This is a genomic window from Shewanella sp. 125m-1, assembly GCF_052977065.1.
In genome coordinates this window covers 73,174-99,631 of the sequence record NZ_JBRILT010000003.1, presented here as the reverse complement: position 1 = coordinate 99,631, position 26,458 = coordinate 73,174, and the positions used below count along the sequence as shown (strand labels likewise).

The window sequence follows — 26,458 nt, the reverse complement described above, 5'->3', positions numbered from 1 at the left end:
CTCTATGCCCATGCCTTTACGCACTGGGTAATATTCTACTTCATTTCGTTGCTATTGCCCCTTCTATATCACGCCGAAATTGCGTGATAATAGTACGCTAAGCGCTAAGCGCTAAACGCTAAACGCTAAACGCTAAACGCTACACTCTAGACTTTAAGATCTAAGCTCCAGCCGCCGGCAATATGGTTTCTTTTGATTACTGTATCCAAGTCACTCTCGGCTTGCCCTACGGGAGCGCAGAATCGAGCATCTTGTGGTCATTTGGGTAAAGGTATCGATGCACTTACTCGTGGTTTCTATCTGGTTATAAGGAAATGTTTACAGTTAGCGCTTTGGGTGTTTTCTGTATGAGTCAGGCTCTAGGCTTATGTTCTGTTAGAATACTGCGCATAATAATACCTATAAGCACGTTTTTTGGAGCTCATGAAAGAATTTATCATTATTGGCGCGGGTCAGTCTGGACTGTCTATGGCCTATAACTTGTCTAAGCATAATCAAGATTACTTGATTTTAGATGCCAACGAACATATTGGTGCGCCTTGGTTAAAGCGCTGGGATTCTCTAAAGTTGTTTACTCCGACTGAATATAACCACCTACCAGGGATGCCATTCCCGTTCCCTAAAGGGTATTACCCCAATAAATATGAAGTGGCAGATTACTTAAAGAGTTATGCCGAGAGGTTTTCGATACCTATTGAATTCAATCAAAGAATTACTTCGGTAAAGAAAGTCGATGGTATTTTTGAGATCACCAGTGACACCGCCAGCTATCAAGCCAAACAACTCATTATCGCCACCGGCCCTTTTCATACTCCCTATACGCCGCCTTGCCATGTCAATATCGCAGAAGATATTACTCAATTACACAGTGAAAACTACAAAAGCCCAGCACAGCTACAAGAGGGTGACTGTTTAGTGGTTGGAGCGGGTGATTCTGGCGTGCAAATTTTATCAGAAATTGCCGATACCGGGCGCAAAGTTCACTTCTCTGGTACAGATAAAATCACCGCTATTCCGCAGTCATTTTTAGGTAAAACGCTATGGTGGTGGTTTACTCATATTGGCTTTTTATCGGTTAACCGTTTTAGCAAAATAGGCAAATGGTTGAGTAAGGGCGGGCAGCCTGTTATCGGTACTGATGTGAAATCTCTTCTGGCAAAAGAAAATGTGATTCATATGGGCAGAACATTGTCAGCTGATGCAAGTAGTATCAAGTTTCAAAAAGGCAGTATCAGCAGTATCAAAAACATTATTTGGGCTACCGGTTTTAAACCCAATTTCTTTTGGATTGAAGATATCTCTTTTGATGAGATGAACTACCCGAGTAATTATCGCGGCGTGAGTAAAGACGTTGATGGATTGTATTTTATTGGTCTGCCTTGGTTGTATACCCGCGGCTCTGCAACACTCGGCGGTGTTTGGAAAGATGCTAAATACCTGATGACTCATATTCAGGAAAGTAAGTAAACGTAATCGCAAAGTCCCACTGATAGGGTTATCAGTAGGACAATACTTGAATTCCATCTTACTCTTTCTTCGCCCCTGCACGCTTGGTACAAGCGTGTTGAGGACTCTTATGGCTGTTAGTTTTAGGCCTATGGCCACCGAACAAACAAGTTTGTTCTCCCGCTCAAGGCTGGCTCTTTACTCTGGATCATAGTCAAGCACAGGGGCTAACCATCTTTCCGTTTCTTCAATGCTCATACCTTTACGTGCTGCGTAATCTTCTACCTGATCGCGGCCAATATTGGTGACGCCAAAGTAGCGGGATTTAGGATGGGCAAAGTACCAACCCGAAACAGCAGCCGTTGGGAACATGGCATAACTTTCAGTGATGTTAAGGCCAATGGTTTCATCTGGCTTTAATAAATCCCAAAGCAGACCTTTTTCTGTGTGGTCAGGGCAAGCAGGGTATCCTGGTGCAGGGCGAATACCTTTGTACTTTTCACGAATAAGCGCTTCATTATCGAGTACTTCATCGCTGGCATAACCCCAAAACTCTTTACGTACACGCTCATGCATACGCTCGGCAAAGGCCTCGGCTAAACGGTCTGCTAAGCATTTAAGCATAATGGCGCTGTAGTCATCATGGTCGGCTTCAAAGCGCGCCACATGCTTGTCGATGCCATGGCCTGCTGTTACCGCAAAGCCCCCCATATAATCGGCAACCCCTGAGTCTTTTGGCGCAACAAAATCAGCTAAGCAGAAGTTGTCGTTACCGACGCGCTCAATCTGCATCCGCAGGTGGTGCAGGGTGATGAGTGGTTGCTCGCGAGATTCATCCGTCCCATCGGCAGAGTAAAGCTCAATATCGTCATGGTTAACGGTATTGGCAGGGAACAAGCCGATAACTGCTTTGGCGGTAAGCCACTTTTCACTGATTATTTTATCCAGCATGGCTTTACCATCAGCGAATAATTTACGCGCTTCAACACCCACCACTTCATCATCTAAAATACGTGGGAAGTGACCGTGTAGCTCCCAACTGCGGAAAAATGGCGTCCAGTCGATACGTTCAACCAAATCCTCTAGCGGATAATCATCAAATACCTGGCGACCCAGCACGTTAGGCACAAATGGAGTGTAGTTTGCCCAGTCGTGCTGGCAGCGGTTTTCACGCGCAGCTTCTATAGATGTGATGATTTTACGTTTGGTTTGCGATAGACGCTTTTCGCGCATCATATCGTATTCTTCATAAGCTGCGTTGATAGTTGCTTGGCGAGTGTCGTTGTTAATCAGCTTTGACACCATAGGTACGGCGCGCGAGGCATCAGCAATGTAGATGGCCCCCGTTGGTGCGTGCGGCGCAATCTTCACAGCGGTATGAATTTTTGAGCAAGTCGCACCGCCAATGATTGACGGAATCGTTAAGCCTGCCTTATGGAAACTCTTAACGTTATGCACCATCTCATCAAGGCTTGGCGTGATAAGCCCTGACATGCCGATAATATCGACATTTTCAGCCTTGGCGACTTCGATAATTTTCTCCACCGGCACCATCACGCCTAAATCAATCACTTCATAGCCGTTACAAGCCAGTACCACACCAACGATGTTCTTACCTATATCGTGCACATCCCCCTTAACGGTAACCATTAAAATTTTACCGTTAGACTGGCCTGGGACTTTTTCAAGCTCAATATAAGGGTTTAAATAGGCAACGGCTTTTTTCATTACGCGCGCAGATTTAACCACTTGTGGCAGGAACATTTTACCGGAACCAAATAGGTCGCCAACAATGTTCATCCCATCCATTAGCGGCCCTTCAATCACATCGAGTGGGCGGGTTGCCTGTTGGCGTGCTTCTTCGGTATCTGCATCGATAAAGTCGGTGATGCCTTTTACCAGAGCATGGGCTAAACGCTCATTTACCGGCTTAGTGCGCCACTCTAAATCTTCTTTCTTAACGGTTTGGCTGCCATCGCCGCGAAATTTTTCCGCAACCTCTAACAAGAGTTCAGTGTTGTTAGTCGGCTCCCCATTTTTATCGACAGCGCTGCAAGGTAAGTTCTGTACGATTGCCTCAACTCGCTCTTTTAATTCGGTGTCGATATCATCATAAATCGCCAGTTGTCCGGCGTTGACGATACCCATGTCCATGCCTGCTTGAATTGCATGATACAAAAATACGGCATGAATCGCTTCACGCACCGGGTTGTTACCACGAAACGAGAACGACACGTTCGACACGCCGCCAGAGATCATCGCATGAGGTAGGGTGCGTTTTATTTCACGGGTAGCTTCGATAAAATCAACGGCATAGTTATCGTGCTCTTCAATACCTGTGGCAATGGCAAAGATGTTGGGGTCAAAGATAATGTCTTCTGGCGGAAAACCGACTTTATCTACCAGCACGTTATAGGCGCGAGTACAAATCTCGATTTTACGCGCTTTGGTGTCGGCTTGGCCTTGTTCATCGAACGCCATGATAATTGCCGCAGCGCCGTAGCGTTTAACTAAGGTTGCTTGCTCGATGAATTTTTCTTCACCCTCTTTCAGCGAGATAGAGTTAACGATGCCTTTACCTTGAATGCATTTAAGGCCCGCTTCAATCACTTCCCACTTAGAGGAGTCGATCATAATCGGTACGCGCGAGATATCAGGCTCAGAGGCGATAAGGTTGAGGAATTTATGCATGGTTTCGGCACCATCAAGCATGCCTTCATCCATGTTGATATCGATTATCTGTGCGCCGCTTTCAACTTGCTCACGGGCAACCGACAGCGCTTCTTCATATTCGCCAGTTTTGATCAGGCGTAAAAACTTAGCCGATCCGGTTACGTTAGTGCGTTCACCTACGTTCAAAAATAGCGAGTTGGCATCAATGGTCAGTGGCTCAAGCCCTGATAGACGACATGCAACTGGGATGTCGGGCAGTACGCGGGCCGGGTGCTTGATAACGGCTTGTCGAATAACGCGGATATGATCAGGCGTGGTACCACAGCAGCCACCAATGATATTTAAAAAGCCCTCTTCGGCCCACTCTTCAATGATTTCCGCCATCTGCTCTGGAGTTTCATCGTAGCCACCAAATTCATTTGGTAGACCAGCATTTGGGTGCGCCGACACAAAGCATTCAGATATTTTTGACAGCTCTTCTACATATGGTCGAAGCTCTTTTGGTCCAAGGGCGCAGTTAAGGCCGATAGACAGAGGCTTAACGTGGCGCAGTGAGTTATAAAAAGCCTCGGTAGTTTGTCCGGTAAGGGTACGCCCTGAGGCGTCGGTAATCGTCCCCGAGATCATAATCGGTAGACGGAATCCTTGTTCATCAAACACCGTTTCAATCGCAAATAATGCGGCTTTGGCATTTAGCGTATCAAAAATGGTTTCGACCATGATGATGTCGCAGCCGCCTGCAATTAGCGCGTTGATTGACTCGATGTAGGCTTCAACCAGCTCATCAAAGCTAACGTTACGAAAGCCGGGATCATTAACATCTGGACTAATGGAGCAAGTGCGGTTCGTTGGGCCAAGTACCCCTGCAACGTAACATTGGCGACCCGTCTCTGCTTCAACTTCATTGGCGGCTTCGCGTGCAATGCGTGCACCCGCTAAGTTGATCGCAGCTGAATGCTCCTGCATGTCGTAATCGGCCATGGCGATGCGGGTGGCATTAAAGGTGTTGGTCTCTATGATGTCAGAGCCGGCTAACAGGTAGTCTTTATGGATCTGCTTGATAGCATCGGCTTGGGTGAGCACCAACATGTCGTTGTTGCCCTTTACATCACAATGCCAGTCTTTGAACTGTTCACCACGGAACTCATCTTCTTCAAATTTGCGATCTTGGATCATGGTGCCCATCGCGCCGTCGAGGATAAGGATCCCATCTTGAAGCTTTTGGGTAAGTACTGCTAAAACCTTGTCGGCAGAGTCTTGAGTATGTGCTACTGCGCTCAAGGCATGTGTTGGGGTACAGGTTGCCATAGATAATTCCTACCAGTTCGCAAATCGTTATTCTTGTAATACCAAGCAAAATAAGTCTCTGAATACTTAACTTACCTAGATCTGGTGTAAATCATGTCCGTTATTTTCAGTTAAGGTCGTTTATTATTAGTGACCTTTTATTTTGTTTGGACATTTATACGTATAGACGTCCATAATACGTGAGAGGCGATAAAAAGTGCAAGTGCTAAAGCATGATACTTTTTCAGCATTAAAAGCCAATGAATTTTAACTAAGTTGCTGATAAATAATGAAGGTCAACAGGTATAATGCAAACCACTAAGGTGATTTTACTTCGGCACGGCGAATGCGATGGTGGCAATATTTTACGCGGCCAAGTTGATGTTGCGTTAACTGAGCTTGGTCAGTTGCAGATGAAAAAGGCATTTTCCGCCTTATGCTTAACCGATTTGTCAGTCGATTTTACCGTTGGTTTTACTGTTAATAGTGTGATTAGTTCACCGCTTCAGCGCTGCGCCAACATCGCAGAGCAATTGGCTCGTGAGCATGATTTAGACTTTTCTATTGAAGCAGGTTTTAAAGAGCTGAACTTCGGCGATTGGGACGGACAAACCTTCGACGCGCTTTATCAAACTTGTGGCTCCGCGCTTGATAACTACTGGAAAAACCCTTGGTTGTTATCGCCGCCTCATGGCGAGTCTATGCAAGATTTTGAGGCGCGTATCGATAAAGCCTGGCAGGCGATGCTTGAGCTGCATCAAGGAAAGACGGTATTAGTGGTGACTCACGGTGGCGTAATACGTCATTTAATGAGTAAAGCTCTGGACGTCAGTCTGTGTGCGGGTTTTTACACCTCGCTTAAATTGCCTTACGCGGCCACGGTAGTGATTGATGTGCTGCACAATGATAATAAGCAGTTCATGACCCTAAATTGGCGGTAGAAGTTTAAAGAAGGACCTAGGACCTAGGACCTAGGACCTAGGACCTAGAGCTTAGAACCTAGAATCTAGAACCTAGAACCTAGAACCTAGAACCTAGAACCTAGAACCTAGAACCTAGAGCTTAGAACCTAGAACCTAGAACCTAGAGCTTAGAACCTAGAACCTAGAACCTAGAGCTTAGAACCTAGAACCTTTTTATCGTAGGTCGGGCTTTAGCCCGTCAATCTTGGTTTTATTTATAAAACAAAGGTGATATCAGCCTTGCTGGTATGATGCTAAACTGCGGCGTTATCTTATGTAGCGCTGCTTGCGTTAAAGGCTGCGTTTGCTCTTAGCATAAAAGATAGCTAAAAAATGAAAGTTAGGTGCTTAACAGCATAAAGGGAACCGGAGGCTGGCAGTTATTCGCCGCTTAGTCCGGACTGTACCCGCAACTGTAGGGAAGGTTAGCCATAGGGCTGCGCTTCCAAGTCAGATACCTGCCTAACTTATGTTGTTCATTACGTATCATTCAGTACGTGTTGATAATTAAAAAGTGTATCCATATACACATAAACTCGTGCGGGCGACTCGAGGGAGAGAATAAAATGAAGTTCCATGCTTGGTTGTTAGACCTAGATCTAGACCTAGATCGAGGCTTGCTAAAGGCCTGTTTATATGATGCTTGCTTATTCGATGCCCGTTTTTTCAAACAATGGGTAAATGGCTGCAATGGCTAATTCGCAATTAAAGCAGCAGATTCACGCTGAAGCTAAAACCCAAACAGTGCTGTCTGTTAACGACTTAGGCTGGCAACTGGATGGTAAAGCCATTTTGTCGGCAATCGACTTTAGCTTAGCTGAAGGTAAGATGCTGGGCATTATAGGGCCTAACGGCGCAGGGAAATCCAGTCTACTGCGCTGCTTATATCGCTTCATTAAGCCAACAACGGGTTGTATTAACTTGTTTGGGCAAGATATTAGCGCGCTATCGGCTAAAGCTTTTGCCCAGCAAATCGCCGTGGTACTGCAAGACACCCCCCATCATTTCGAGATGACCACTGCGCAACTTATCGGCCTAGGTTTAACGCCTCATAAAAGTGCCTTTGATTTTACTAGCCGCAGCGATCGCGTTGTGATCGCACAAGCACTTGAAAAAGTAGGTCTTGAAGATAAAGCCAATCAAGCCTATGAGAGCTTATCGGGCGGTGAAAAGCAGCGTGCCTTGATTGCTCGCGCCATTGTGCAGCGCCCTAAACTACTTATTCTCGATGAGCCGACAAATCACTTAGATATTCGTTATCAGATCCAAACCTTAGAGCTACTGCGCAGTCTCAATATCACCGTTATCACCTCTATTCATGATCTTAACCTTGCCAGTGCACTGTGTGATGAACTCCTCCTGCTTGATAAGGGCCGTGCTATAGCCAATGGTTCACCTAAGATGGTACTCACTGAGCAGCGCATCGCTGAAGTGTTTGATGTGTGCTGTGAAATCAAGCCTCATCCTCAGCATGGTAATCCGCTTATCTGTTATTTCTATGGTTACGAGGGCGTGTCGGCAAGTGGTGAGAAAACCGCCGCGGATATAAAGGCGTCAGTTCAAGCTGAAGCTTTCGTTCAAATAAAAGCGAGAAGTACAGATGTTTAAGGTGAGTAAGGCCTCAATCGCGAGTCTGCCGTTAGCCATTAATTGTCGTCGCCGAACTGAGCATCTCGTTCTGCTTATACTCACTTTGGTGGCGCTAATCACCCCATTTGCTGCCACCAGTTTTGGTGCTGCCAGTATTAGTACCTTAGATGTGCTAAATGTGTTTAGCCACAAGCTGTTTAGTATCGGCGATCCTGTTGGCGTAAAAGAGCGCATTATTTGGGAGCTACGTTTACCGCGAGTCTTATTAGCATTTATTGCTGGGGCTGGACTGTCGATAGCGGGCAGTGTGCTGCAAACTGTGACGCGAAATCCGCTGGCAGATCCTTATCTATTTGGGATCTCATCGGGCGCCTCTTTTGGCGCTGTAGTGGCGTTAACCCTCTTTAGCCAAAGCATGCTTTGGCTCAGTCTGCCGGTTGGCGCATTTATCGGTGCCAGCTTATCGGTATTGCTGGTATTGAGCTTATGTGGCCGTAACCTAAGCACCCAGGTTGAGCGCATGTTGCTTTCTGGCGTGGCAACCTCGTTTATGTTTGGCGCACTCGCCAGTTTGATGTTGTACTTTTCCAGTCCACAAGCTGCTGCATCGGTACTGTTTTGGACCTTAGGCAGCTTTGCTAAAGCCAGCTGGCAAGGCTTGTGGCTGCCAGCTTTAGTCGTGCTGATTTCATTGCTGGTTATCTTGTTGAATAAGCGTCAAATTGTCGCTATGCGGGCGGGTGATGAAACGGCTCATACTTTAGGGATCAATGTGGGTCGCTTACGTTTATCTATGCTGCTTATCTGTTCGCTAATCACTGCTATTTTAGTGGCTAATTGCGGTGGCATTGGCTTTATTGGCCTCATGGTACCGCATACCGTGCGTTTACTGTTTCCGGGGCGATTCCCATTGCTGTTAACAGCGTTAGTCGGTGGATTATTTATGGTTTGGGTGGATGTATTAGCGCGAACCTTATTGAGTTATCAAGAGCTGCCAGTGGGGATCATAACCTCGGTGATGGGCAGTGTCTTTTTTCTATTTATTTTGGGCGGCCGCAGCGCTAAACGCTTTTAGTTTACGTCAGTTTGCGACGCAAGATAATTATCCTTATTAAGTGGTTAAGGGGAACCTGAGATGTTTAATATCGCACCAGTAAATGTTGAGTTTGATGCTGAGATCCAACACAAAATAGACACCAAAACTAAGCCACTCGGTGCGCTTGGTGACTTAGAAGCCTTAGCGCTGCAGATTGCTCGCGTGTTAGGTAAAGATAAGCCGCAGATTAAGCACCCTAAGATGATGGTGTTTGCTGCAGACCATGGTATTGCTGAATCGGGCGTGTCAATTGCGCCCAGTGAAGTCACCACGCAAATGGTGATTAACTTTATGCAAGGCGGCGCGGCAATTAACGTGTTTACTCGCCAGGTGGGTTTTGACTTAGAGGTAATTGATTGCGGGATCTTAAAGCCGATTGAAAACCTAGAGGGTGTGATTAACCAACGTTTAGGCTCAGGTACTGGCCCTATTCATAAGCGCGCGGCGATGACGCTCGGTGCGGTTAAGCAAGGCTTTAAGATGGCGACAGAGCGAGTCGAGTTCCACCATCAAAATGGTTGTAATTTGATAGCGCTTGGTGAGATGGGCATAGGTAATACCTCGTCTGCTGCTGCGATTATGGCGGCACTAACAGGCATGAAGGCTGAAGATTGTGTCGGCCGAGGTACAGGGATCGACGCGGCGACCTTTAAGCGTAAGAAGATGTTAGTCGAGCAAGCACTGCTTGTGCACCACAGTGAGCTTAACGATCCCATGCAATTGCTTGCCTGTATTGGCGGTTTTGAAATTGTGCAGATGACTGGCGCCATGCTAGCTGCTGCAGAGCGTAACATGCTTGTCGTTGTTGATGGCTTTATTGCAAGTGCTGCGGCGCTCGTTGCGGTAAAGATTAATCCCAACGTGCGCGATTATATGATTTTTGCCCATCAGTCAGATGAGAAGGGTCACTTTTTAATGCTGGAGTTTCTGCAAGCTAAGCCTCTATTGAAGCTCGGCATGAAGCTCGGTGAAGGAACGGGCGCGGCATTAGCGTTACCGCTTATTCAAGCGGCGACCAACTTCTATAACGAAATGGCTAGCTTTGAAGATGCCGGCATAGAGATTTAGTTTTTAGAAAAGAAGGGGCTAGGTTCTAGGAAAAGAAAAAGCTAGGTACTAGGGCGTTACAGTTAGCCTCTTTTGTAGAACCTAGAACCTGAAATCGGAGATTTACATGCAATTTTGGCAAAAACAGCTGAATCTATTTTTTATCGCGATGGGCTTTTTTACGCGTATTCCAATGCCGAAATGGATTGAGGTTGACGCAGACAAGCTAAATAAAGCCAGTCGATACTTCGGCTTGGTAGGTCTGCTGGTGGGCGTAATTAGTGCGCTGGTTTATAGCTTAATGCTGCACTGGGTATCGCCATCTGTTGCGATTGTGTTTGCCATGATAACTAGCGTGATAGTGACAGGGGGCTTTCATGAAGATGGCCTTGCAGATACCGCAGACGGATTAGGTGGTGGCTGGACGGTAGAAGCCAAACTTAACATCATGAAAGACTCGCGGCTGGGGAGTTATGGCGCGTTGGCTTTGGTGTTAGCATTATTGCTTAAATGGCAACTGCTGACAGAACTCGCGCTATTTGACCCCCGCAGTGTCAGTTTGGCATTGATAGTCGGGCATTGTCTAAGCCGTATTGTGGCCGCGAGTTTTATCTTTTCTGAGCAATATGTCAGTGACTCTGACACCAGTAAGAGCAAGCCGCTAGCCCAGCAGCAAGGCATTAATGAGTTATCGATATTGTTAGCAACTGGCGTATTGGCACTGTTGTTAGTCGGTGTTTTTCCTGCGCTCATTTTAATCGTGGGGCTTTTTCTGGTGCGATTTGGCTTTGTAAGACTGTTTAGAAAGCAGATCGGCGGCTATACCGGTGATACGCTTGGCGCAGCCCAGCAAGGTAGTGAACTGACTTGTTATCTATTGTTACTCATCTTAGGAGTTAGCTGGTGATCCATCTGGTATTAGGCGGCGCCCGTAGTGGTAAAAGTGGCTTTGCTGAGTCGCAAGTAAAACAATTTTTAGCCGAGCAGAGTAAGAAACAGCAGGCAATAGATTGCTTGTACTTTGCAACGGCGCAGGCGTTAGACACTGAAATGGATGAGCGTATTTCTCATCATCAAACTCAGCGTGAGGCTGATACCATTCCATGGCGCACTATCGAATGTCCCCTCAAGTTAAGTGCTGGCTTAAAGCAACATGCCAGCGCAAATAGCATCATCTTAGTGGACTGTTTAACCCTATGGTTAACTAACCATCTGCTGCAAGAAGAAGCCTGCTGGCAGCTGGTTAAGGCCGAGTTTTTGCAAAGCTTAAGTGAGCTCGCCGGGACGGTAGTGTTGGTGAGTAACGAGGTTGGCTGTGGCATTGTGCCAATGGGCGAGATAAGCCGCCGCTTTGTTGATGAAGCCGGTTGGTTACACCAAAATATTGCGGCGATCGCAGATAGAGTCACCTTAGTAACAGCAGGCTTACCCCTGAATTTAAAAGGTTAGGAGAGTGCCAAAGTGACAGTAAAAGTGGCAGTAATAGATCACAATAAAACCAAATTAGACTGCAAAGTACTTATGGTGCAGGGCACCACTTCCGATGCAGGTAAAAGCACGTTAGTAGCAGGTCTATGCCGACTGTTCGTTAGGCAAGGCGTAAAGGTTGCGCCGTTTAAGCCGCAAAACATGGCGCTTAACAGTGCGGTAACCATTGATGGCGGTGAAATAGGCCGTGCTCAGGCGCTGCAAGCAATCGCTTGTCATTTAGAGCCGAAAATCGATTTTAATCCGATTTTGTTAAAACCTAGCTCAGACACTGGCTCGCAAGTCATCGTGCATGGAAAAGCGTTAATGCAGATGGAAGCTGAGGACTACTTTGGTAAAAATGCCGAGGGTTACCGCGTTAAGGCTATGGCGGCAGTGCTTGAGTCTTATCAGCGCTTAACCGCCGGTTACGAGATGCTGCTGGTAGAGGGCGCGGGCAGCCCTGCCGAGATTAATCTGCGTGAAGGCGATATTGCCAATATGGGCTTTGCCGAAGAGGTGAACTGCCCAGTCATTATCATCGCCGATATCGATAAAGGCGGCGTATTTGCCCACTTGGTTGGCACTTTGGCGCTACTGAGTGAATCAGAGCAAGCGCGGGTTAAGGGCTTTGTGATCAACCGTTTTCGTGGTGATGTAAGCCTATTGCAAGGCGGCCTAGATTGGTTAGAAAACTACACCAACAAGCCTGTGCTTGGCGTATTACCTTACTTGCACGACCTGCACCTCGACGCCGAAGATGCATTGATTGCCGCGCCTGAAAAAAGCCGTGAAACCAAGCTTAAGGTGTTAGTTTTGGTATTGCCGCGCATTAGTAATCACACCGATTTTGATCCGTTAAGGCTTAATCCGCAGATCGACTTTAATTACGTGTCGATGCAGACACAGGCTGAAGCGAGCAGACTGAACAGCTTGCAATCACTCCCTGCTGCGGATTTGATTATTATTCCGGGCAGTAAGAATGTGCGCGGCGATCTCGAGTTTATTCGAGATCAAGGCTGGGACAGTGCGATAGATAAGCACTTGCGCTATGGCGGCAAGTTATTGGGTATTTGCGGTGGTTATCAAATGCTAGGTCAATTGATCGACGATCCAAGTGGCATTGAAGATAGCCCTGGGTCCAGTGAAGGCTTAGGTCTACTGCCAATAGTGACTGAATTAACCAATAACAAAGTATTGCAGCAGGTTGAAGGTTATTTGAGCTTGTTAGGCGAAACTGCACCGCTAGAGGGTTATGAGATCCACTGCGGCCGCTCTAGAACGCTTTTGCCATTAACTCAACCAATAAGTTTAACGGTTAAAGCATCTAGCGAGCAGCAAGCAACAGCAGCGACCGAAGCTGATGGCATGTTATCGAGCGATGGCAATATTTTAGGCAGCTACGTACACGGCCTATTTGATTCTCCGCAGGCATGCCAGCTGATTTTAAAATGGGCGGGGATGCAAGACGCCGAAATGGTCGATGTTAATCAGGTGCGTGAGCAACAACTCGATAGATTGGCTGATATGCTCGAGCAGCATTTAGATCTTGATCGCCTCGTTCAGATCTGGGATCCCAACTGATGTTAGCCCTAATGTTAGGGCTAACATTAGGGCTAACATCAGAACTAACGCTTATATCAGTGCTGGGTATTTTTGCTAAAAAGCGCTAAATGTATTTATAGGCTGTTAAAGCACGAAAATCACTGAGTGCTATAAAAGTCGTCTTTTTGACTGAAACTTAAACGTTAATTGCGTGCAAACTAAACATACAAAATATGATGTGCGGTCACTATAAATTAACTTACTCAAAGCCTCGCCAATGCTGGGTTTGCTTAGGTTTCTTGGTAACTCATGAGTATGGGGTGATTGGTTGCAAAAGCTGACGATTTCACAGTGGTGCTTAATTGAACTATGTAAAATAATCCAGCAAAAATAGATCGGTATTTAAGGGATAAAATAGGAACATAATATGGAAAATAATAAGTCAGCGGATACGATAAAAGCAGAGCGTCATAAAGCGCGTCAGCAGCGAATTAAAGAGGGCGTAGATGCCAAGATCGCTCGCGCCCAAGAAGAGAAAGGCATCTTGTTGGTATTAACCGGTAATGGCAAAGGTAAATCGACTTCTGGTTTTGGCACCGTAGCCCGCTCAGTCGGTCATGGTAAAAAAGCGGCGGTCGTGCAGTTTATTAAAGGTAACTGGGATTGTGGCGAGCGAACTTTACTTGAAGGCGCTGGCGTAGAGTTTCACGTGATGGGCACAGGCTTTACCTGGGAGACCCAAGATCGAGAAAAAGACACCGCAGCCGCTGTTAAAGCTTGGGAAGCCACCGAGAAGTTACTGCAAGATGAAAGCATTGATTTAGTCATGCTAGATGAACTGACCTACATGGTGAGCTATCACTACCTAGAGGTAGAACGAGTTATTGAAGCGCTAAAGAATCGTCCGCCAATGCAGCACGTGATAGTGACGGGTAGAGCCTGTCATCGAGCCATTATCGAGCTTGCTGATACTGTGAGCGAGGTGGTACCGGTCAAGCACGCATTCGAAGCCGGGATTAAAGCCCAGCCCGGCTTCGACTACTAAATTTCGTCCTGTTTGAAATGATGACTGCATTGTCTTCGTTTTCCTACCCCATCACATGAGCCTTCAGCGGTTTTTGGGTGAAAAGTGCGTATGCTCATGTGCTGAGAAAGTTTGACGGATTAGCCATAAGTTAGGTCTGAGCTTAGAAGCGATGGTTTGTCATCACACCAAAGAAATGGATCGCTGCAGAGTAGTCTCCTCTAAGTGTTGAATTCGCTAATTGAAATTCAATACTCGGCGTTCCAACATCAAGATACTCATAGTAAATATTCATACGCCAGCTCTGGTTGATGTCGTATGTTGCACCTATGGCATACTTCCAAAGCTCTCCAGTTGGTACATCTGGATACTGCATTGTGGGATCATCTTGTGGTGATGACTCGTAAGATACGCCACCTTCTAGTCGCCATTTATCATTGAGTCGGTAATAACCGCCTATGCTTGCCGTTACCGTGTCATCCCACTGTCTTTGGATCTCGATAACCCGAGAATCCAGTGCAATATTGGTGGTCTCGACAGTGCTAAATTGTGTCCAACCTAAGCTCCATAGCAAAGCTGCTTTGTCGGTGACATTGTGATAACCACTTAAAGATGCATTGGCTGGCATAATAATGCCAACAGAGGAGTCGATCCCTTGATGGGCTATGGTTAAGTTGCCATCCATAGCGTGTTCTATTTCAGAGCGATATGAAAAACCGAGTCGGTGATTATCGTTAAACTCATAGAAGGCACTGAGCGTATAACCAAAGTCGAGATCACTGCCGGTCGCTTCAGTTTGCAACTTGTCTGTTCCGGCAAAGTTTTGCTCTAGTTTGCCGTATTCAGCGACAAGACCAACACCCAGTGATAATTGCTCATTAACCTTGTAAGCGACACTCGGGTTTAGCTGTGCGGTGATGAGTTTGGCATCTTGTAATAACAGTGCGCCAGAAAAGTCAGCGCCGTAATCAATCACTGAGCCGCCAGTAGACACTAATGCGATACCTGCGCTCCACTGCTCATTAATTGGGGCAACATAATACATGGCTCCAGCTGGCATTGCGGTTCCTGCTTGAGTTGTTGTATCTCCGCCAGAAAATATGCCATCGGATCCCGTGTCGGTGTACTGAATATCTGACGCCATACCTTGTATGTTAAATGCCAAGGTAGGCTCGGTGAGTTTTGTCATTGCCGCAGAGTTTGCAAAAGCGGTTTCGGCGCCTTCTGCTAGTGCCTGAGCGCCCGCGCCCGCAGTACTGACATTAACGCCACCCAGCTCGGGGAACATGTAAGCACCCGCCATTGCATTGTGGGCTACCAGCAGTGAAACAACTAACGGTACGGTGATTTTGGTATTCATGGATAACCTTAATAAATAGTCAGCAAAATTTTAGCTAAAAGTGACTCGCCTCCGGTTAGAGGCGAGCCAGCAAATTTACATTGCGTTTAAGTAAGACTTGTAAGAGTGAAGACGGACCGTTGCAGCGCCAATGACATCAATGAAGCTGAAAAATGGATGTGGTTTATTTGCTGCAATCCAGGCTGAACCCGTTGCACCAATTGGAATGACTTTGCCTTCTGGCTCAAAAATTTCGAGGATCACAGTACGGCCATGACTACTGGTATTCGCGCCAACATGTTGTCTAACACTTTGCGGGCCTTGGATCGGTGAAATCGACGACTCGCCTGTGCCTGCGGTAAAGCTGTGGACGCGAGCGCGAAATATTTCACCTGGATAAGCATCGACATAAAACTCTGCAAATTGGCCCTTTTCTACGTAGCGAAAAGTTTGATCGGGTATGCGCATTTCAAGAAACTTTTTTCCTGTGTCGTAAATATGCATATTACCGACACGGCTACCGTCAGCGACATTCACTACCGCAACTTGGCCATCAAATTGCGCTCGAACAGTTTTGCGGTTCTGCTCAAAGTGGGTAGCCTCTAAGTCGGCATTAAGTGAGTTGAGAGTCGCCTCGGCAATGCGCAGTTGCGAATGGTAATACTCAACATCTCGTTTTTTGAAAATCTCTGGCGATGTTTTTGTGCGCTTTAAATCCCTAATAAACTGAGCAATAGCTTCTTCTTGAGTAACTATTGAGGATTTTATTTTCTCAACCTCAGCGTTAGATTTAGTGTCGACAAGGGAGTAGATGACATCGCCTTGTTTGACGATTTGGTTATGCACAACATGAACATCATCGATTTCTTCTCCGAACAAAGGCGATAGCACTGAATGTGGCGCTTTTATAGTTGAGGAATACGTTAAATCAACGGGTGCCCAAAGGCGGGAAAGTACCCCCAATATAACCAGAATAAATACGCCGCCCGACACAATCCAAAAGCCGTTGCGTAAGCTCCACTTGACGACACCTGTCGAAACGAGGATCCACATGATTAAAATGTAAGGGATCATGACTTCTTTCATAGTGTTACTCCTCTACCTTGTGCAGTTCATTGGCGTTGGCTTTTAACTCATTGCTTTTATTACGGCTATTTCTTATTACGCTGCTTAACGCTTCTCCAATTTGGGACCAGTTAGCAAAAGCGATGATGATGGCTAATACCCACCAAGCTTTATGAATAAATAGGCCACACAATGACAGTGCAAACACCAACTGAACGTGGGAACTGTGCTTTTTTTCTGCACGGTGAACCGCGACTTCATGCAGTGACCAAAGTAGGTATAAGATAAAGACCACAAGGGCTATGGTTACCGAGAATAGATAGCCACTGAAATACTCAGAGTTAAAGATCACCATCATGGTGTCGTTTGGAGTATTAGTAAAAAGGCTCATATCGATATCTTTAGAGTTGATGACTCCCATCGGCGCGAGTAAATAAGCACCGCAGAGCATCAATGCCATAAAAGACAAGAATTTGGTAAGTACCAATAAGATGGTAGCGATTTTGGATAAAATGGTTTTAATAACGTTCATAATATTCCTTAGCAAATGCAATATGCATTAATTAACGCGAGTCGATGAAAATAGCTTTGCTAACCATCGTTCGAGCATTGCTATATCTTGGGCTTGTCCATTGATGCGTACTAAACCGAGTGTCTTTGCATCAGTCCAACTCAGCTGTTTAATGGCTAACGCCTCAAGCACGTCTAGTTCTGCAATCAATAAAAGTTCTGTAGACGAAGGTCGTGTTTCTCGGTCTTGTACTTTGGCTTGTTCAGTAAGCAATACGTCGCTGTAATGGCCTTTTACGGGTTGAAATAGACTAAAAGGTATTTGCTGAGCGCTGTTTGTTAGTGCATTGATGAAATGCTCAGCCTTGACGTTTTCAGGACTGGTTAAGTGACTGAGCGTGCCGTTTTGTCTTTCGTAAACGGTGCGTTCAAATACTGGCAGCGATCCGGGCTCTGTAACTAGGAATAACCCCGTATTTTGATGTACTCCACATGCATTGGCGAAAAACGGCATCAAGCATATAAGCATTAGTAATAGACGAGACATAGTGACCACCTAAAACGGAGGGGCTGAGTCGCCCCTCGGGTTAACGTATTATCGAACGATTAGTTTTAACTCATCGGGCGTCATCGGTTTGTCGAAGTAGCTCATAAACAACCCAAAGGCTTGTATGTCACCGTTAGCAAAGTTGAATTTGCCGGAGGTTAAGTTTTTACCAATAACCTGCTGTGACTTAGGGCCTGCAATCAGGATTTGGTTTAACACTTCGCGAGTGGTTTCAATCTGCACATCTGCACCGGTATAAGGCGTTGTATGTAGTTGGGCTATGCCGTTACGGATCTCGATAGTCATTGACTCATTGGTGTCGGCAAAGTTGTAGGTCATCGCCATTTCAACATCGAGAGTTTTCTCTGCTATCAATGTTGCGGTCATCATGTCGAAAATCTGCTCGCTAGGCAGCGCGGTTAATACATCGACCGAAGCGAAGCTGATTATGTTAGAAAAGTCACGTGTGCCCTCTAACTCTGCCGCGGCATTAAGTGCCCAGTTACGCCAGTTGATGTTTACTTGATTTGCAGCCCATGTTTTATAGGCTTTAGCTTTCAATTCGCGTGCTTCAGTATCTTGCTTATTGATGGTGATGGGATACGACAAGATTTCTGCTGCAAAGGTGTAGTTTTCGGCATCGATTGCAGTTTTTGCGGTTGTGATGATGTTGTCTCTGCCACCCATGATCTCAACAAAAGCCTTGGCGCGTTGCTGGTATGCCATAGGCTCTAGCTGCCACGGGTCTGCTTCAAAGAAACCCACATAGCCAACGTAAATCTGGCGTACTGCGTGAGCAACGGTGCCATAGTGCTCGCCTAACCAAGGGTGCTCAGCTAAATGCTTAGGCAGCTTTACAACTTCAACTAACTCATCAGGTGTCATGCCTTTATTCATGTAACGAATAGATTGGTCATGGGTAAACTGAATGGCGTCACGGTATGCGGTTAATACGTTTTCGACCGCAGCCTTACCTTCTACTGGTCGGCCGTGAGAGTTGATCATCACTTCGGTATCAAACTGACGCATAACATCTATGCCTTTGAACCACATTGCAGGGTCGCGGAACTTAGTACCACGAATAGTGTGTAAGTTTGGAAAGTTCTCACCTTGTAATACTTCAGCAGCGTGAAGAATTTTTTGCTTAGGTAGGTAAACAACCACCTCATCTTTTGTCTCTGAAGGCACATTGACGATTTGTAGTTCCACGCCTGCAATGGTGATGTCTAACCGATCTTTAAGGGTGATGTTTGGCTCGATGAAAGAGATATCTCCTTGCATGAAACGAGGCCCTAAACCATCGTTCACGGTACCATGCTCACCTTCTTTCACATGTTTTGCGCCGGTGTAAGATGTGCGGTGGCCAAATAGCGTACCTAGGTTAGATGACCAGTTAGCCACGGCTGCAGTCAATCCTTCCTGGGCAATGATTTTTACCTCACCAGATGCCACTTCTTCGTCGGTGACCCATGCACGAACGCCAGAAATATGGTCAATGTGATTATGAGAGTAGATAATGGCTTTGACAGGTTTGTCGGTGATTTTTCTAAACTGCGCTTTAACAGATGCTGCCATTTGTACTGACTCACCGGGATCGACGATGATAATACCATCATCACCCTCAATCATAACTGGCGTATCAAGGCCAAAACCGTAACCTAGGTATACGTTATCATCTACTTGGATAATAGCTTGGTCCATCTTACGGCCATGCTTTGTCAGTGCGTCATGAACAAGTGGAGAGTCTTGCACGTAAGCCAGTGTGTCGCCTGTTTTTGAAAGCACTTTGATGCGCTCGCCTTTACCCCAGAATAGGTTTGATTCATGTTCAAACAACACGCCATTGTTATAGCGTTTTTCGAAATCAATGTTCTGATAATGTGCCGCTGAGCTTGTTTGCAGTGATTGGCCTTTAGTTGATGCTGCTTCAATCGTTGGTGTTGCAAATGATGCCGATGCAGGAACTAAAGCTGCACTTATCGCGACAGAAAGTAAAAGTTTTTTCAGTGAAGAAGTCATGTAATACCTCAGTGTTTTGAATTGATGTGAATCTCTTTTACTTAATGTTAATTGGGTAGTAGTCTTCGATATATAGGCTATTACGATTTCGTAATATCGATATTACGATGTATTGGGCAACACCTTATTAAACTCGAGATCTTGGACTGCATATGAAAAACGATATTCCTAACTTCAATTTGCTAGCGGTATTTTCTCAGGTCATGGAAGATGGCAGTTTGAGTAAAGCGGCAGAAAACCTAAACACCAACCAATCGACGGTGAGCACCATGTTAGGCAGGCTGAAGGAAGAGATTGGCCAAGATCTTTTTATCAGGAAAGGGCGTGGAGTGGTGCCGACGAGCTACTCAATCAGCTTATATCAACAAATTCAACAGCCAATAAATCAACTTAGTGGTGTTTTCACTTCTTTTAGAAAATTCGATCCATCCAGTTCTCACCGCCGATTTGTCATCACTGCCCCAGAACATTTACAAGGGGTATTGTTAAAGCAGTTTTCGTTAATTGAAAATAAAGGAATATCGCTAGAAGTCTTTGATCAAATGGATAATGACGAAGGGTTTTACGAAGTGTTGTTACAGCAAAAATTCGACTTGATGATTGATATTTTGCCGTTTGATCACCCCAATATTGAGAGCTTAAAACTGTTTGATAGTGAGTTCGTGGTGATATGCAGTGAGGACCACCCTAGAATTCAAGGGAGTATTACTGTGGAGCAGTACATGCAGGAGTCCCATGCTATTTTGGAAAGAACCCGTAACCACCTCTATAGTTTGAGCCACTATACAAACCTTGATTTGTCTAAGCGCAAGGTCGCTTATCATGGACGGTCACTATTCAGTAATTTATTAGTTGTTAGTCAGTCTGAATACATCAGCGCAGTTCCGCTTTCTTTAGCGCTGCAGTTTAAAGAACAGTTAAAGCTGCAGATATTTCGCCCACCTTTCGAATATAAAAAAGTCACTAACTATCTTATATGGTTGAAAAAACTCAATCAGGATCCTGCCCACACTTGGTTGCGTGAAGAGCTGGTGACGCTATCTAATAAGATTACAAATTATCTCCATGAAAACTTCTCTAGTTAAGTTGTTGATTGTGTTTTTTTTATTTGGCGGAGTGAAGGCTCTTTTAAGTAAATAGGTTCACTTTGCTAATCTAGTTGTGGGAGCATGCTCGGTACTTTGCCATTCCGTCAACAGTTGTGAGTCTATGAGTTATAGATTCCGGCGTTTGATGGATATGACTTAGCTATAAGTTTAAATGCTGTGAAATACGGCTGTAAGCGGTACTTAATCTAAAAAGGATTTTATGAACATCTTATGTAAATTGTTATTGGCGACTAGCCTATTTATCTCGGCCTCAGTGCTTGCGGGCGAACCTGCTAAACGTATTGTCGCACTGTCGCCGCATTCGGTTGAGATGCTGTATGCGATAGGGGCTGGGGAGTCCATTGTGGCGACTACAGACCATGCCGATTTTCCAGAGGCCGCGCTGCAAATCCCGCGCATTGGTGGCTATTATGGTGTTCAAATTGAGCGGCTGTTGGAGCTAGAGCCTGACTTGGTGGTGGTATGGGGCAGTGGCAATAAAGCTGAAGATATAACGCGTATCAAAGAGCTGGGTTTTCGGGTGTTTGATAGTAACCCGAGTACACTCGAAGCGGTGGCCGACGAGCTTGTCTCTCTTGGTGAGCTAACGGGGCATCAAGCAAAAGCTGCAACAGTTGCCAATGACTATCGTCAGCAGTTAACCCAGCTGCGCAGTAATAACTCTGCCAAGCCTGAAGTGAAAGTGTTTTATCAACTCTGGTCGACACCATTAATGACAGTGGCTAAGAATAGCTGGATCCAACAGATCATCGGTGTATGCCACGGTGATAACGTATTTGTTGATGCCGCCAACGACTACCCACAAGTTAGTCTAGAAACCGTAGTGCTAAAACAGCCTGAAGTGATCTTACAAAGCCAAGATGAAGGCAACATTGTCGGTGTCGATTGGAGTCAATGGGCCGAGATCCCCGCGGTTAAAAATCAACATATTTACCAGCTCAATGCAGACTTACTGCACCGCGCCGCACCAAGAGCGCTACTTGGTGTAGAAGCCCTATGCAATGCGTTAGATAAGGCGCGATAAAAGTCAGTGATTCAAAACTCGCAAGCCAGCCGAATCAGGCTTGCGTAGGCTATTAAGTCATCCGCTAACGGCATTCAAGCTTATATTGATATGAAAAATATAAGCTTGGTGAGCATAGCTAACGTCATGTTTTTGGGTTGTTTGTGATATGGGTCACATTTGTTTTTTGTGTCGAACTTTACCATATCAGCTTATCTGGGTGTATATCGCTAATAGTGGATGTATATCCCGAGTTAAAAACCTATAAAATCTCACTAAGTGCTAGATTACACCAATAAATAATCACCTTACCGCTAGTCATATTTTTATTGATGACCGATACTTGAGGTTGTATCGCCAATTCACATTTTTGTAATTGGTTATTGAGTAAGCTATCCCAACAGAAGATAAACTCTTAACTCAACCCTTAATGCTCAATATTCAACTGCAAATTAATTACTTGATTATTAAAGGAAATAATATGGAAAACCCAGTAAATACCATGCTCACTAAAGGCTGGAAATGGTTTATCATGGTTGGCGTCGTTGTTACCCTTGCCGGCTTTTTTGCCATAAGCCTACCAGTAGCTGCAGGAATGACGATTACCACCATTATTGGCGTAATCTTTTTAGTTATTGGTTTAGTGCAGCTATACCACACCTTAAGTATTCCAAAATGGAAAGCCAAGTTTTGGTATGTCGTTAGTGCTCTTTTTTATCTTATTGGTGGCATACTCATCCTGGCTGAACCCTTTGTAGGTCTGTTTACTATTACGGTCATGATGATTGTTATCATGCTGTTTAACGGGGTGACTAGGATGTTTTTTGGCTTCAATAGTCGTGGCAACTTAGAGGGATGGCGTTGGATTGTTTTCAGTGGATTGTTATCCACGGCTATTGCCGTTTACTTTTTTACTCTAATGAATAACCCTGAATTTTCACTATCTCTATTAGGGATCTTTATGGGGGTTTCATTCATCTTTGAAGGGATTAGTTTTATCTTCATCGGTATGCAGATGAAAAATGTGGTCGCTAAATAATCCTCTAAATCAACATAGTGTTGGCACTGCTAGATATCTGCTAGCTGTGCCTGCATTATGCCTATAGTAAAAGAGACACAAGCTAAGCTTGTAGTACTTCTTTCTTTGGCTTGTGCCATCTTAAATGTAACTCACTCTTCGGTAAAAATGACGGCATAAATGCCGACCTACAAAAGCATCTTCGCTGTCCCGTAGCTGTTGCTTTTCCCGCTTTTCTAGAACCTTCTTTTATTATGCGGTAGTGTTATACCAATCGTACTAACGATATGATTAGTATTAACTAATAAAAACATGACAGATAAATAAAACAATAAGAAAGGACTTCAATTATGACGACGCTACTCATCTGCCTATTTATCGCTATGTTGCTACCTTATGCAGCAAAAGGTCCTGTTGCGGTGGCAATGGCTAAACTGGGGGGGTACGACAATAGTCACCCGCGCGAACAACAATCTAAACTCACAGGTTTTGGCGCTAGAGCGGTTGCAGGGCATCAAAATGCCTTTGAATCTCTACTGATTTTTGGATTAGCCGTACTGGCGGTGATCGCCACGGATAAAGTGAATACTATCGCTGAAACCGCGGCTATCGTGCATGTCATCGCACGTATAACTTATCAAGTTTTGTACCTTATGGATAAAGGTACACTGCGATCGTTATCTTGGTTTGTCGCTGTTTTTGCCTCGTTCACCGTGTTTTGGCAGGCGGTTTAAAAGAAGGTTCTAGGCCCTAGGAAAAGCAGGTCGTAGGAAGAGCTAAGACGGTAAGAGCCGAACGGCCTACGGCTTAGTGAACGTGCCTGCGTCACTACAGAACGCTCCGCTTACGAATAGGCAAAGAAAGGTACCAGGTCCTAGGAAGAGCAAGAAAAGCAGTGTTTGTTGTAGGTCGGGCTTGAGCTTTTCCTAGTAGGGCGAAGCCCGTCCTCGTAGCGAAGCGTCCTAGGAGCTAGGTCCTTATTTTTAAGCTGAGACGGTATGGCTGTAGCTTGTTCGTCAGGTCAGAGCTATTACATCTATGACCGCTCGTCTTTGCTCTATTTGGCTGTTAACCGACTCAGCACTTTCCTACTCTTTAGCGTCTTAGCTTGCTTCATCTTTACTTATACCGTCTCAGCTTTACCCATTTCGGACACTTTCCTCGTATCGGACACCTCATTCTGCAAAGCGGACACTTTTAATCTGTGTCCGCGGACACTTGTGCGGCTATTTGCATCTGAAAATAGATTAAGATTATGTTTATTAGTGCTTTATTGTTTATGGCACGCAGATTGTATTAATAGACCTATCGAAAGCGATGAATGCTAGAACGGACACTTTAGGGAAAGCAGATGATTCAGGATACCAGCGGACAAGACACGATTAAGCAGCCAAGCAAGGCCAGTAAATTTAAGCGTCCGTTGATGTTTGGTATTGCGGCATTACTTGTTTCAGGTCTGGTTTGGTCGAGCATGGGTAGCGACTCAGTTGCTACATCGATTAAACGCTCTGAACTGCGTTTTGCTACATTGGAACGTGGCACTCTGGTTCGTGATATTCCCACCACGGGCAAGATTGTTGCTGCTAATGCTCCTGTTCTGTATAGCCCTGAGCAAGGTTCAGTGACGTTAATCGCCAAGCCCGGTGACAAGGTTGTTCAAGGTGAGGTAGTCGCAACTATTGAGAGCCATAGACTCACTAACAGTTTAAAGCAGCAGCAAGCTGTACTTGAGGGAATGCAAAGCTCACTAGAGCGCGCTCGTCTAGAGGCTCGTCGTCAACAACTAAAAGCGCAGCAAACTTTAGATATGGCCAAAGTCGATTTAGCGGCTGCTGATCGCGAAAGCCGCCGTGGCGACCAGCTAATTGAGTCAAAGTTGATCAGTAGAATCGATTTTGAAAAGAGTAAAGATGATCTGCATAAGGCCAAGCTGCTGTTTGCTCATGCGGGTCAAGAAGCTCAATTAATGAAAGACACGTTAACTTTCGAGCTTAAGAACACGTCACTAGAGGTGGACCGTCAAGCTTTGGTGGTTAAGGAGCTTGAACGTCAAGTTGTAGCGCTTGATATCACAGCGCCCGTTGGCGGCATTATTGGTAACTGGCTGACAGAGCAAAAAGCGCGTATTGGTCAGAGCCAACCCATTCTTACTGTCGTTGATTTAAGTGCTTTTGAAGCTGAGCTTGCGGTGCCAGAGTCTTATGCTGACGAACTGGGTATAGGTATGGCAGTCGAGCTGAGCTTTGGCTCTGTGACGGTAATGGGCGAGCTGTCTTCTATCTCTCCTGAAGTGCGTAACCGTGAGGTGACGGCAAGAGTACGATTTGAGCAAAACGATAATTTACAATTGCGTCAAAACCAACGTTTATCAGCAAGAGTGCTACTTGAGCATCGTCCTGATGTATTGATGGTCAAGCGCGGAGCGTTTGTTAATAGCGGTGGCGGGCAGCAAGTGTATGTGATGCATGATGATATAGCCGAGCAAACCCCGATCCAATTGGGTGCACGTAGCATGAGTCATATTGAAGTGATTCAAGGCGGGCAGGTTGGCGATATTTGGGTGACCTCAAGCGTTGAGCCGTTTAATCAAGCCGCGCAAGTATTGGTCCGCTAGTCGAATAAGGAAGCAGGCAATGAATCAGGTAATAAACACAATAGTGAACAGAGTTAAGCAAATGAATCTGCAGCAAGCCATTACCGCAGCGGTATTAATGTTACTGGTCGTCGCGGTACAAGTCTCTACGGATAGAGCGGGTGACTGGATGTTTATTGGTTTGAATTTGATTGAAATGGGCTGTGATAACCCATTGAATTTAAGCGATGTATCAGATGTCACAGTAGATGTAACCGTCGGTGATACGGAGTTTGTGCAGCAGATAGTGACGAGGGTGCTCGAAAGTATCATTACAGGGCTGACTCAGTAGGTTTGAACAGATTTCAGATAGATTTGATAAACAGAATTAAAGGAATATAACCATGTTATCGATGAACAATATTAGCAAAGTATTTAAAACGGATTTAGTTGAAACTCACGCACTACGAGACTTTAACTTAGAGGTTAATGAGGGCGAATTTGTTGCGGTCACGGGACCGTCGGGTTCAGGAAAAACCACTTTTTTGAACATTGCCGGCTTACTCGAAGGCTTTACCCATGGTGACTATTTTCTCGATGGGGTGAATATCTCAAATTTAAGTGATAACAAGAGTGCGGCTATCCGTAATGAGAAAATCGGCTTTATCTTTCAGGGATTTAATCTTATCTCTGATCTAAACCTCGCCGAGAATGTTGAGGTGCCACTGCGTTACCGTGGTTTTAACGCCAAAGAACGTAAAATTCGTGTGGAACGTGCGCTTGAACAAGTCGGGCTAGCAGCGCGAATGAAGCACCTACCAACACAACTTTCAGGTGGTCAGCAGCAGCGAGTGGCAATAGCCAGAGCCTTGGCAGGCGAGCCGCGCTTTCTGTTAGCGGATGAGCCAACGGGTAACTTAGACAGCCTAATGGCCCGCCAAGTGATGGAGCTGCTAGAAGATATTAATAAGGCGGGTACCACTATTATCATGGTGACTCACGATGCTGAGCTTGCGCGTCGAGCGCAACGTAATATTCAGATTGTCGACGGACAAGTGTGCGATTTCACTATGTATCAAGCTGGTTCGTCTGATCAAAAAGTACAGTCTATCGCCGATGCGGCATCGGTTGCTTAATCA

At 45.5% G+C, this 26,458-nt stretch carries 22 protein-coding genes and 1 riboswitch; of the genes, 16 read left to right on the top strand and 6 right to left on the bottom strand.

Annotated features, from left to right (window positions below; translation table 11 throughout):
- Positions 1–423: 423 nt before the first annotated feature.
- Positions 424–1,467, top strand: a complete 1,044-nt coding sequence (locus ACVBIK_RS02580) for a flavin-containing monooxygenase (RefSeq protein ID WP_447159502.1) — start codon at positions 424–426, stop codon at positions 1,465–1,467.
- A 177-nt stretch (positions 1,468–1,644) separates the two neighbouring features.
- On the opposite strand, the gene metH is transcribed toward ACVBIK_RS02580, so the two are convergent.
- Positions 1,645–5,427 (bottom strand): methionine synthase, encoded by a 3,783-nt coding sequence (gene metH / locus ACVBIK_RS02575; protein ID WP_447169028.1) that lies wholly within the window; start codon positions 5,425–5,427, stop codon positions 1,645–1,647.
- Positions 5,428–5,714: 287 nt separating this feature from the next.
- Between metH and ACVBIK_RS02570 the strand changes: the two genes are divergently transcribed.
- From ACVBIK_RS02570 to cobO, 8 genes are all read left to right on the top strand, one after another.
- The gene (locus tag ACVBIK_RS02570; protein WP_447169027.1) at positions 5,715–6,347 is read left to right on the top strand and encodes a histidine phosphatase family protein; all 633 of its coding nucleotides are present in this window, start codon (positions 5,715–5,717) and stop codon (positions 6,345–6,347) included.
- A 346-nt stretch (positions 6,348–6,693) separates the two neighbouring features.
- A riboswitch (cobalamin riboswitch) is annotated at positions 6,694–6,848 on the top strand.
- Positions 6,849–7,058: 210 nt separating this feature from the next.
- Entirely contained in the window at positions 7,059–7,976 is a 918-nt protein-coding gene (locus tag ACVBIK_RS02565) for an ABC transporter ATP-binding protein (protein WP_447169026.1), read from the top strand.
- A gap of 1 nt (position 7,977) precedes the next feature.
- Positions 7,978–9,033, top strand: a complete 1,056-nt coding sequence (locus ACVBIK_RS02560) for a FecCD family ABC transporter permease (RefSeq protein ID WP_447169025.1) — start codon at positions 7,978–7,980, stop codon at positions 9,031–9,033.
- Positions 9,034–9,093: 60 nt separating this feature from the next.
- Positions 9,094–10,122, top strand: a complete 1,029-nt coding sequence (cobT, locus tag ACVBIK_RS02555) for a nicotinate-nucleotide--dimethylbenzimidazole phosphoribosyltransferase (RefSeq protein WP_447169024.1) — start codon at positions 9,094–9,096, stop codon at positions 10,120–10,122.
- Between the two features lie 106 nt (positions 10,123–10,228).
- On the top strand, positions 10,229–11,008 hold the full coding sequence (locus tag ACVBIK_RS02550) for an adenosylcobinamide-GDP ribazoletransferase (RefSeq protein WP_447169023.1): 780 nt from the start codon (positions 10,229–10,231) through the stop codon (positions 11,006–11,008).
- A complete protein-coding gene (cobU, locus tag ACVBIK_RS02545; protein WP_447169022.1) occupies positions 11,005–11,550 on the top strand; it encodes a bifunctional adenosylcobinamide kinase/adenosylcobinamide-phosphate guanylyltransferase in 546 nt (181 codons plus the stop codon). The genes ACVBIK_RS02550 and cobU overlap by 4 nt, the downstream gene beginning before the upstream one ends.
- 72 nt (positions 11,551–11,622) lie before the next feature.
- A complete protein-coding gene (locus tag ACVBIK_RS02540; RefSeq protein WP_447169069.1) occupies positions 11,623–13,152 on the top strand; it encodes a cobyric acid synthase in 1,530 nt (509 codons plus the stop codon).
- 388 nt (positions 13,153–13,540) lie between these two features.
- Positions 13,541–14,158: a cob(I)yrinic acid a,c-diamide adenosyltransferase gene (gene cobO, locus ACVBIK_RS02535; protein WP_447169021.1), complete on the top strand. Its 618-nt coding sequence runs from the start codon at positions 13,541–13,543 to the stop codon at positions 14,156–14,158.
- A gap of 142 nt (positions 14,159–14,300) precedes the next feature.
- Here the strand turns inward: cobO and ACVBIK_RS02530 are convergent, their stop codons facing one another.
- From ACVBIK_RS02530 to ACVBIK_RS02510, 5 genes are all read right to left on the bottom strand, one after another.
- A complete protein-coding gene (locus tag ACVBIK_RS02530; RefSeq protein WP_447169020.1) occupies positions 14,301–15,497 on the bottom strand; it encodes an OmpP1/FadL family transporter in 1,197 nt (398 codons plus the stop codon).
- Between the two features lie 75 nt (positions 15,498–15,572).
- Positions 15,573–16,562 (bottom strand): efflux RND transporter periplasmic adaptor subunit, encoded by a 990-nt coding sequence (locus tag ACVBIK_RS02525; protein ID WP_447169019.1) that lies wholly within the window; start codon positions 16,560–16,562, stop codon positions 15,573–15,575.
- 4 nt (positions 16,563–16,566) lie between these two features.
- Positions 16,567–17,073 carry a magnesium transporter gene (locus ACVBIK_RS02520; RefSeq protein WP_447169018.1) on the bottom strand — a complete coding sequence of 169 codons (507 nt, stop codon included), beginning with the start codon at positions 17,071–17,073 and terminating at the stop codon, positions 16,567–16,569.
- Positions 17,074–17,100: 27 nt separating this feature from the next.
- Positions 17,101–17,598, bottom strand: a complete 498-nt coding sequence (locus ACVBIK_RS02515) for a hypothetical protein (protein WP_447169017.1) — start codon at positions 17,596–17,598, stop codon at positions 17,101–17,103.
- 48 nt (positions 17,599–17,646) lie between these two features.
- Positions 17,647–19,617 carry an alkyl sulfatase dimerization domain-containing protein gene (locus ACVBIK_RS02510; protein WP_447169016.1) on the bottom strand — a complete coding sequence of 657 codons (1,971 nt, stop codon included), beginning with the start codon at positions 19,615–19,617 and terminating at the stop codon, positions 17,647–17,649.
- A gap of 152 nt (positions 19,618–19,769) precedes the next feature.
- Here ACVBIK_RS02510 and ACVBIK_RS02505 point away from each other — a divergent pair, with 152 nt between their 5' ends.
- The 7 genes from ACVBIK_RS02505 (at position 19,770) to ACVBIK_RS02475 (ending at position 26,455) form a co-directional block, all read left to right on the top strand.
- Positions 19,770–20,702: a LysR family transcriptional regulator gene (locus ACVBIK_RS02505; RefSeq protein WP_447169015.1), complete on the top strand. Its 933-nt coding sequence runs from the start codon at positions 19,770–19,772 to the stop codon at positions 20,700–20,702.
- Positions 20,703–20,925: 223 nt separating this feature from the next.
- Entirely contained in the window at positions 20,926–21,750 is an 825-nt protein-coding gene (locus tag ACVBIK_RS02500) for a cobalamin-binding protein (RefSeq protein WP_447169014.1), read from the top strand.
- Positions 21,751–22,210: 460 nt separating this feature from the next.
- Positions 22,211–22,768, top strand: a complete 558-nt coding sequence (locus ACVBIK_RS02495; RefSeq protein WP_447166580.1) for an HdeD family acid-resistance protein — start codon at positions 22,211–22,213, stop codon at positions 22,766–22,768.
- A gap of 329 nt (positions 22,769–23,097) precedes the next feature.
- The gene (locus ACVBIK_RS02490; RefSeq protein WP_447159512.1) at positions 23,098–23,481 is read left to right on the top strand and encodes an MAPEG family protein; all 384 of its coding nucleotides are present in this window, start codon (positions 23,098–23,100) and stop codon (positions 23,479–23,481) included.
- A gap of 617 nt (positions 23,482–24,098) precedes the next feature.
- Positions 24,099–25,361, top strand: coding sequence for an efflux RND transporter periplasmic adaptor subunit (locus ACVBIK_RS02485; RefSeq protein WP_447159513.1), 1,263 nt, complete (start codon positions 24,099–24,101; stop codon positions 25,359–25,361).
- 19 nt (positions 25,362–25,380) lie between these two features.
- The gene (locus ACVBIK_RS02480) at positions 25,381–25,671 is read left to right on the top strand and encodes a hypothetical protein (RefSeq protein ID WP_447169013.1); all 291 of its coding nucleotides are present in this window, start codon (positions 25,381–25,383) and stop codon (positions 25,669–25,671) included.
- Between the two features lie 52 nt (positions 25,672–25,723).
- Positions 25,724–26,455, top strand: coding sequence for an ABC transporter ATP-binding protein (locus ACVBIK_RS02475; RefSeq protein ID WP_447169012.1), 732 nt, complete (start codon positions 25,724–25,726; stop codon positions 26,453–26,455).
- Positions 26,456–26,458 lie beyond the last annotated feature (3 nt).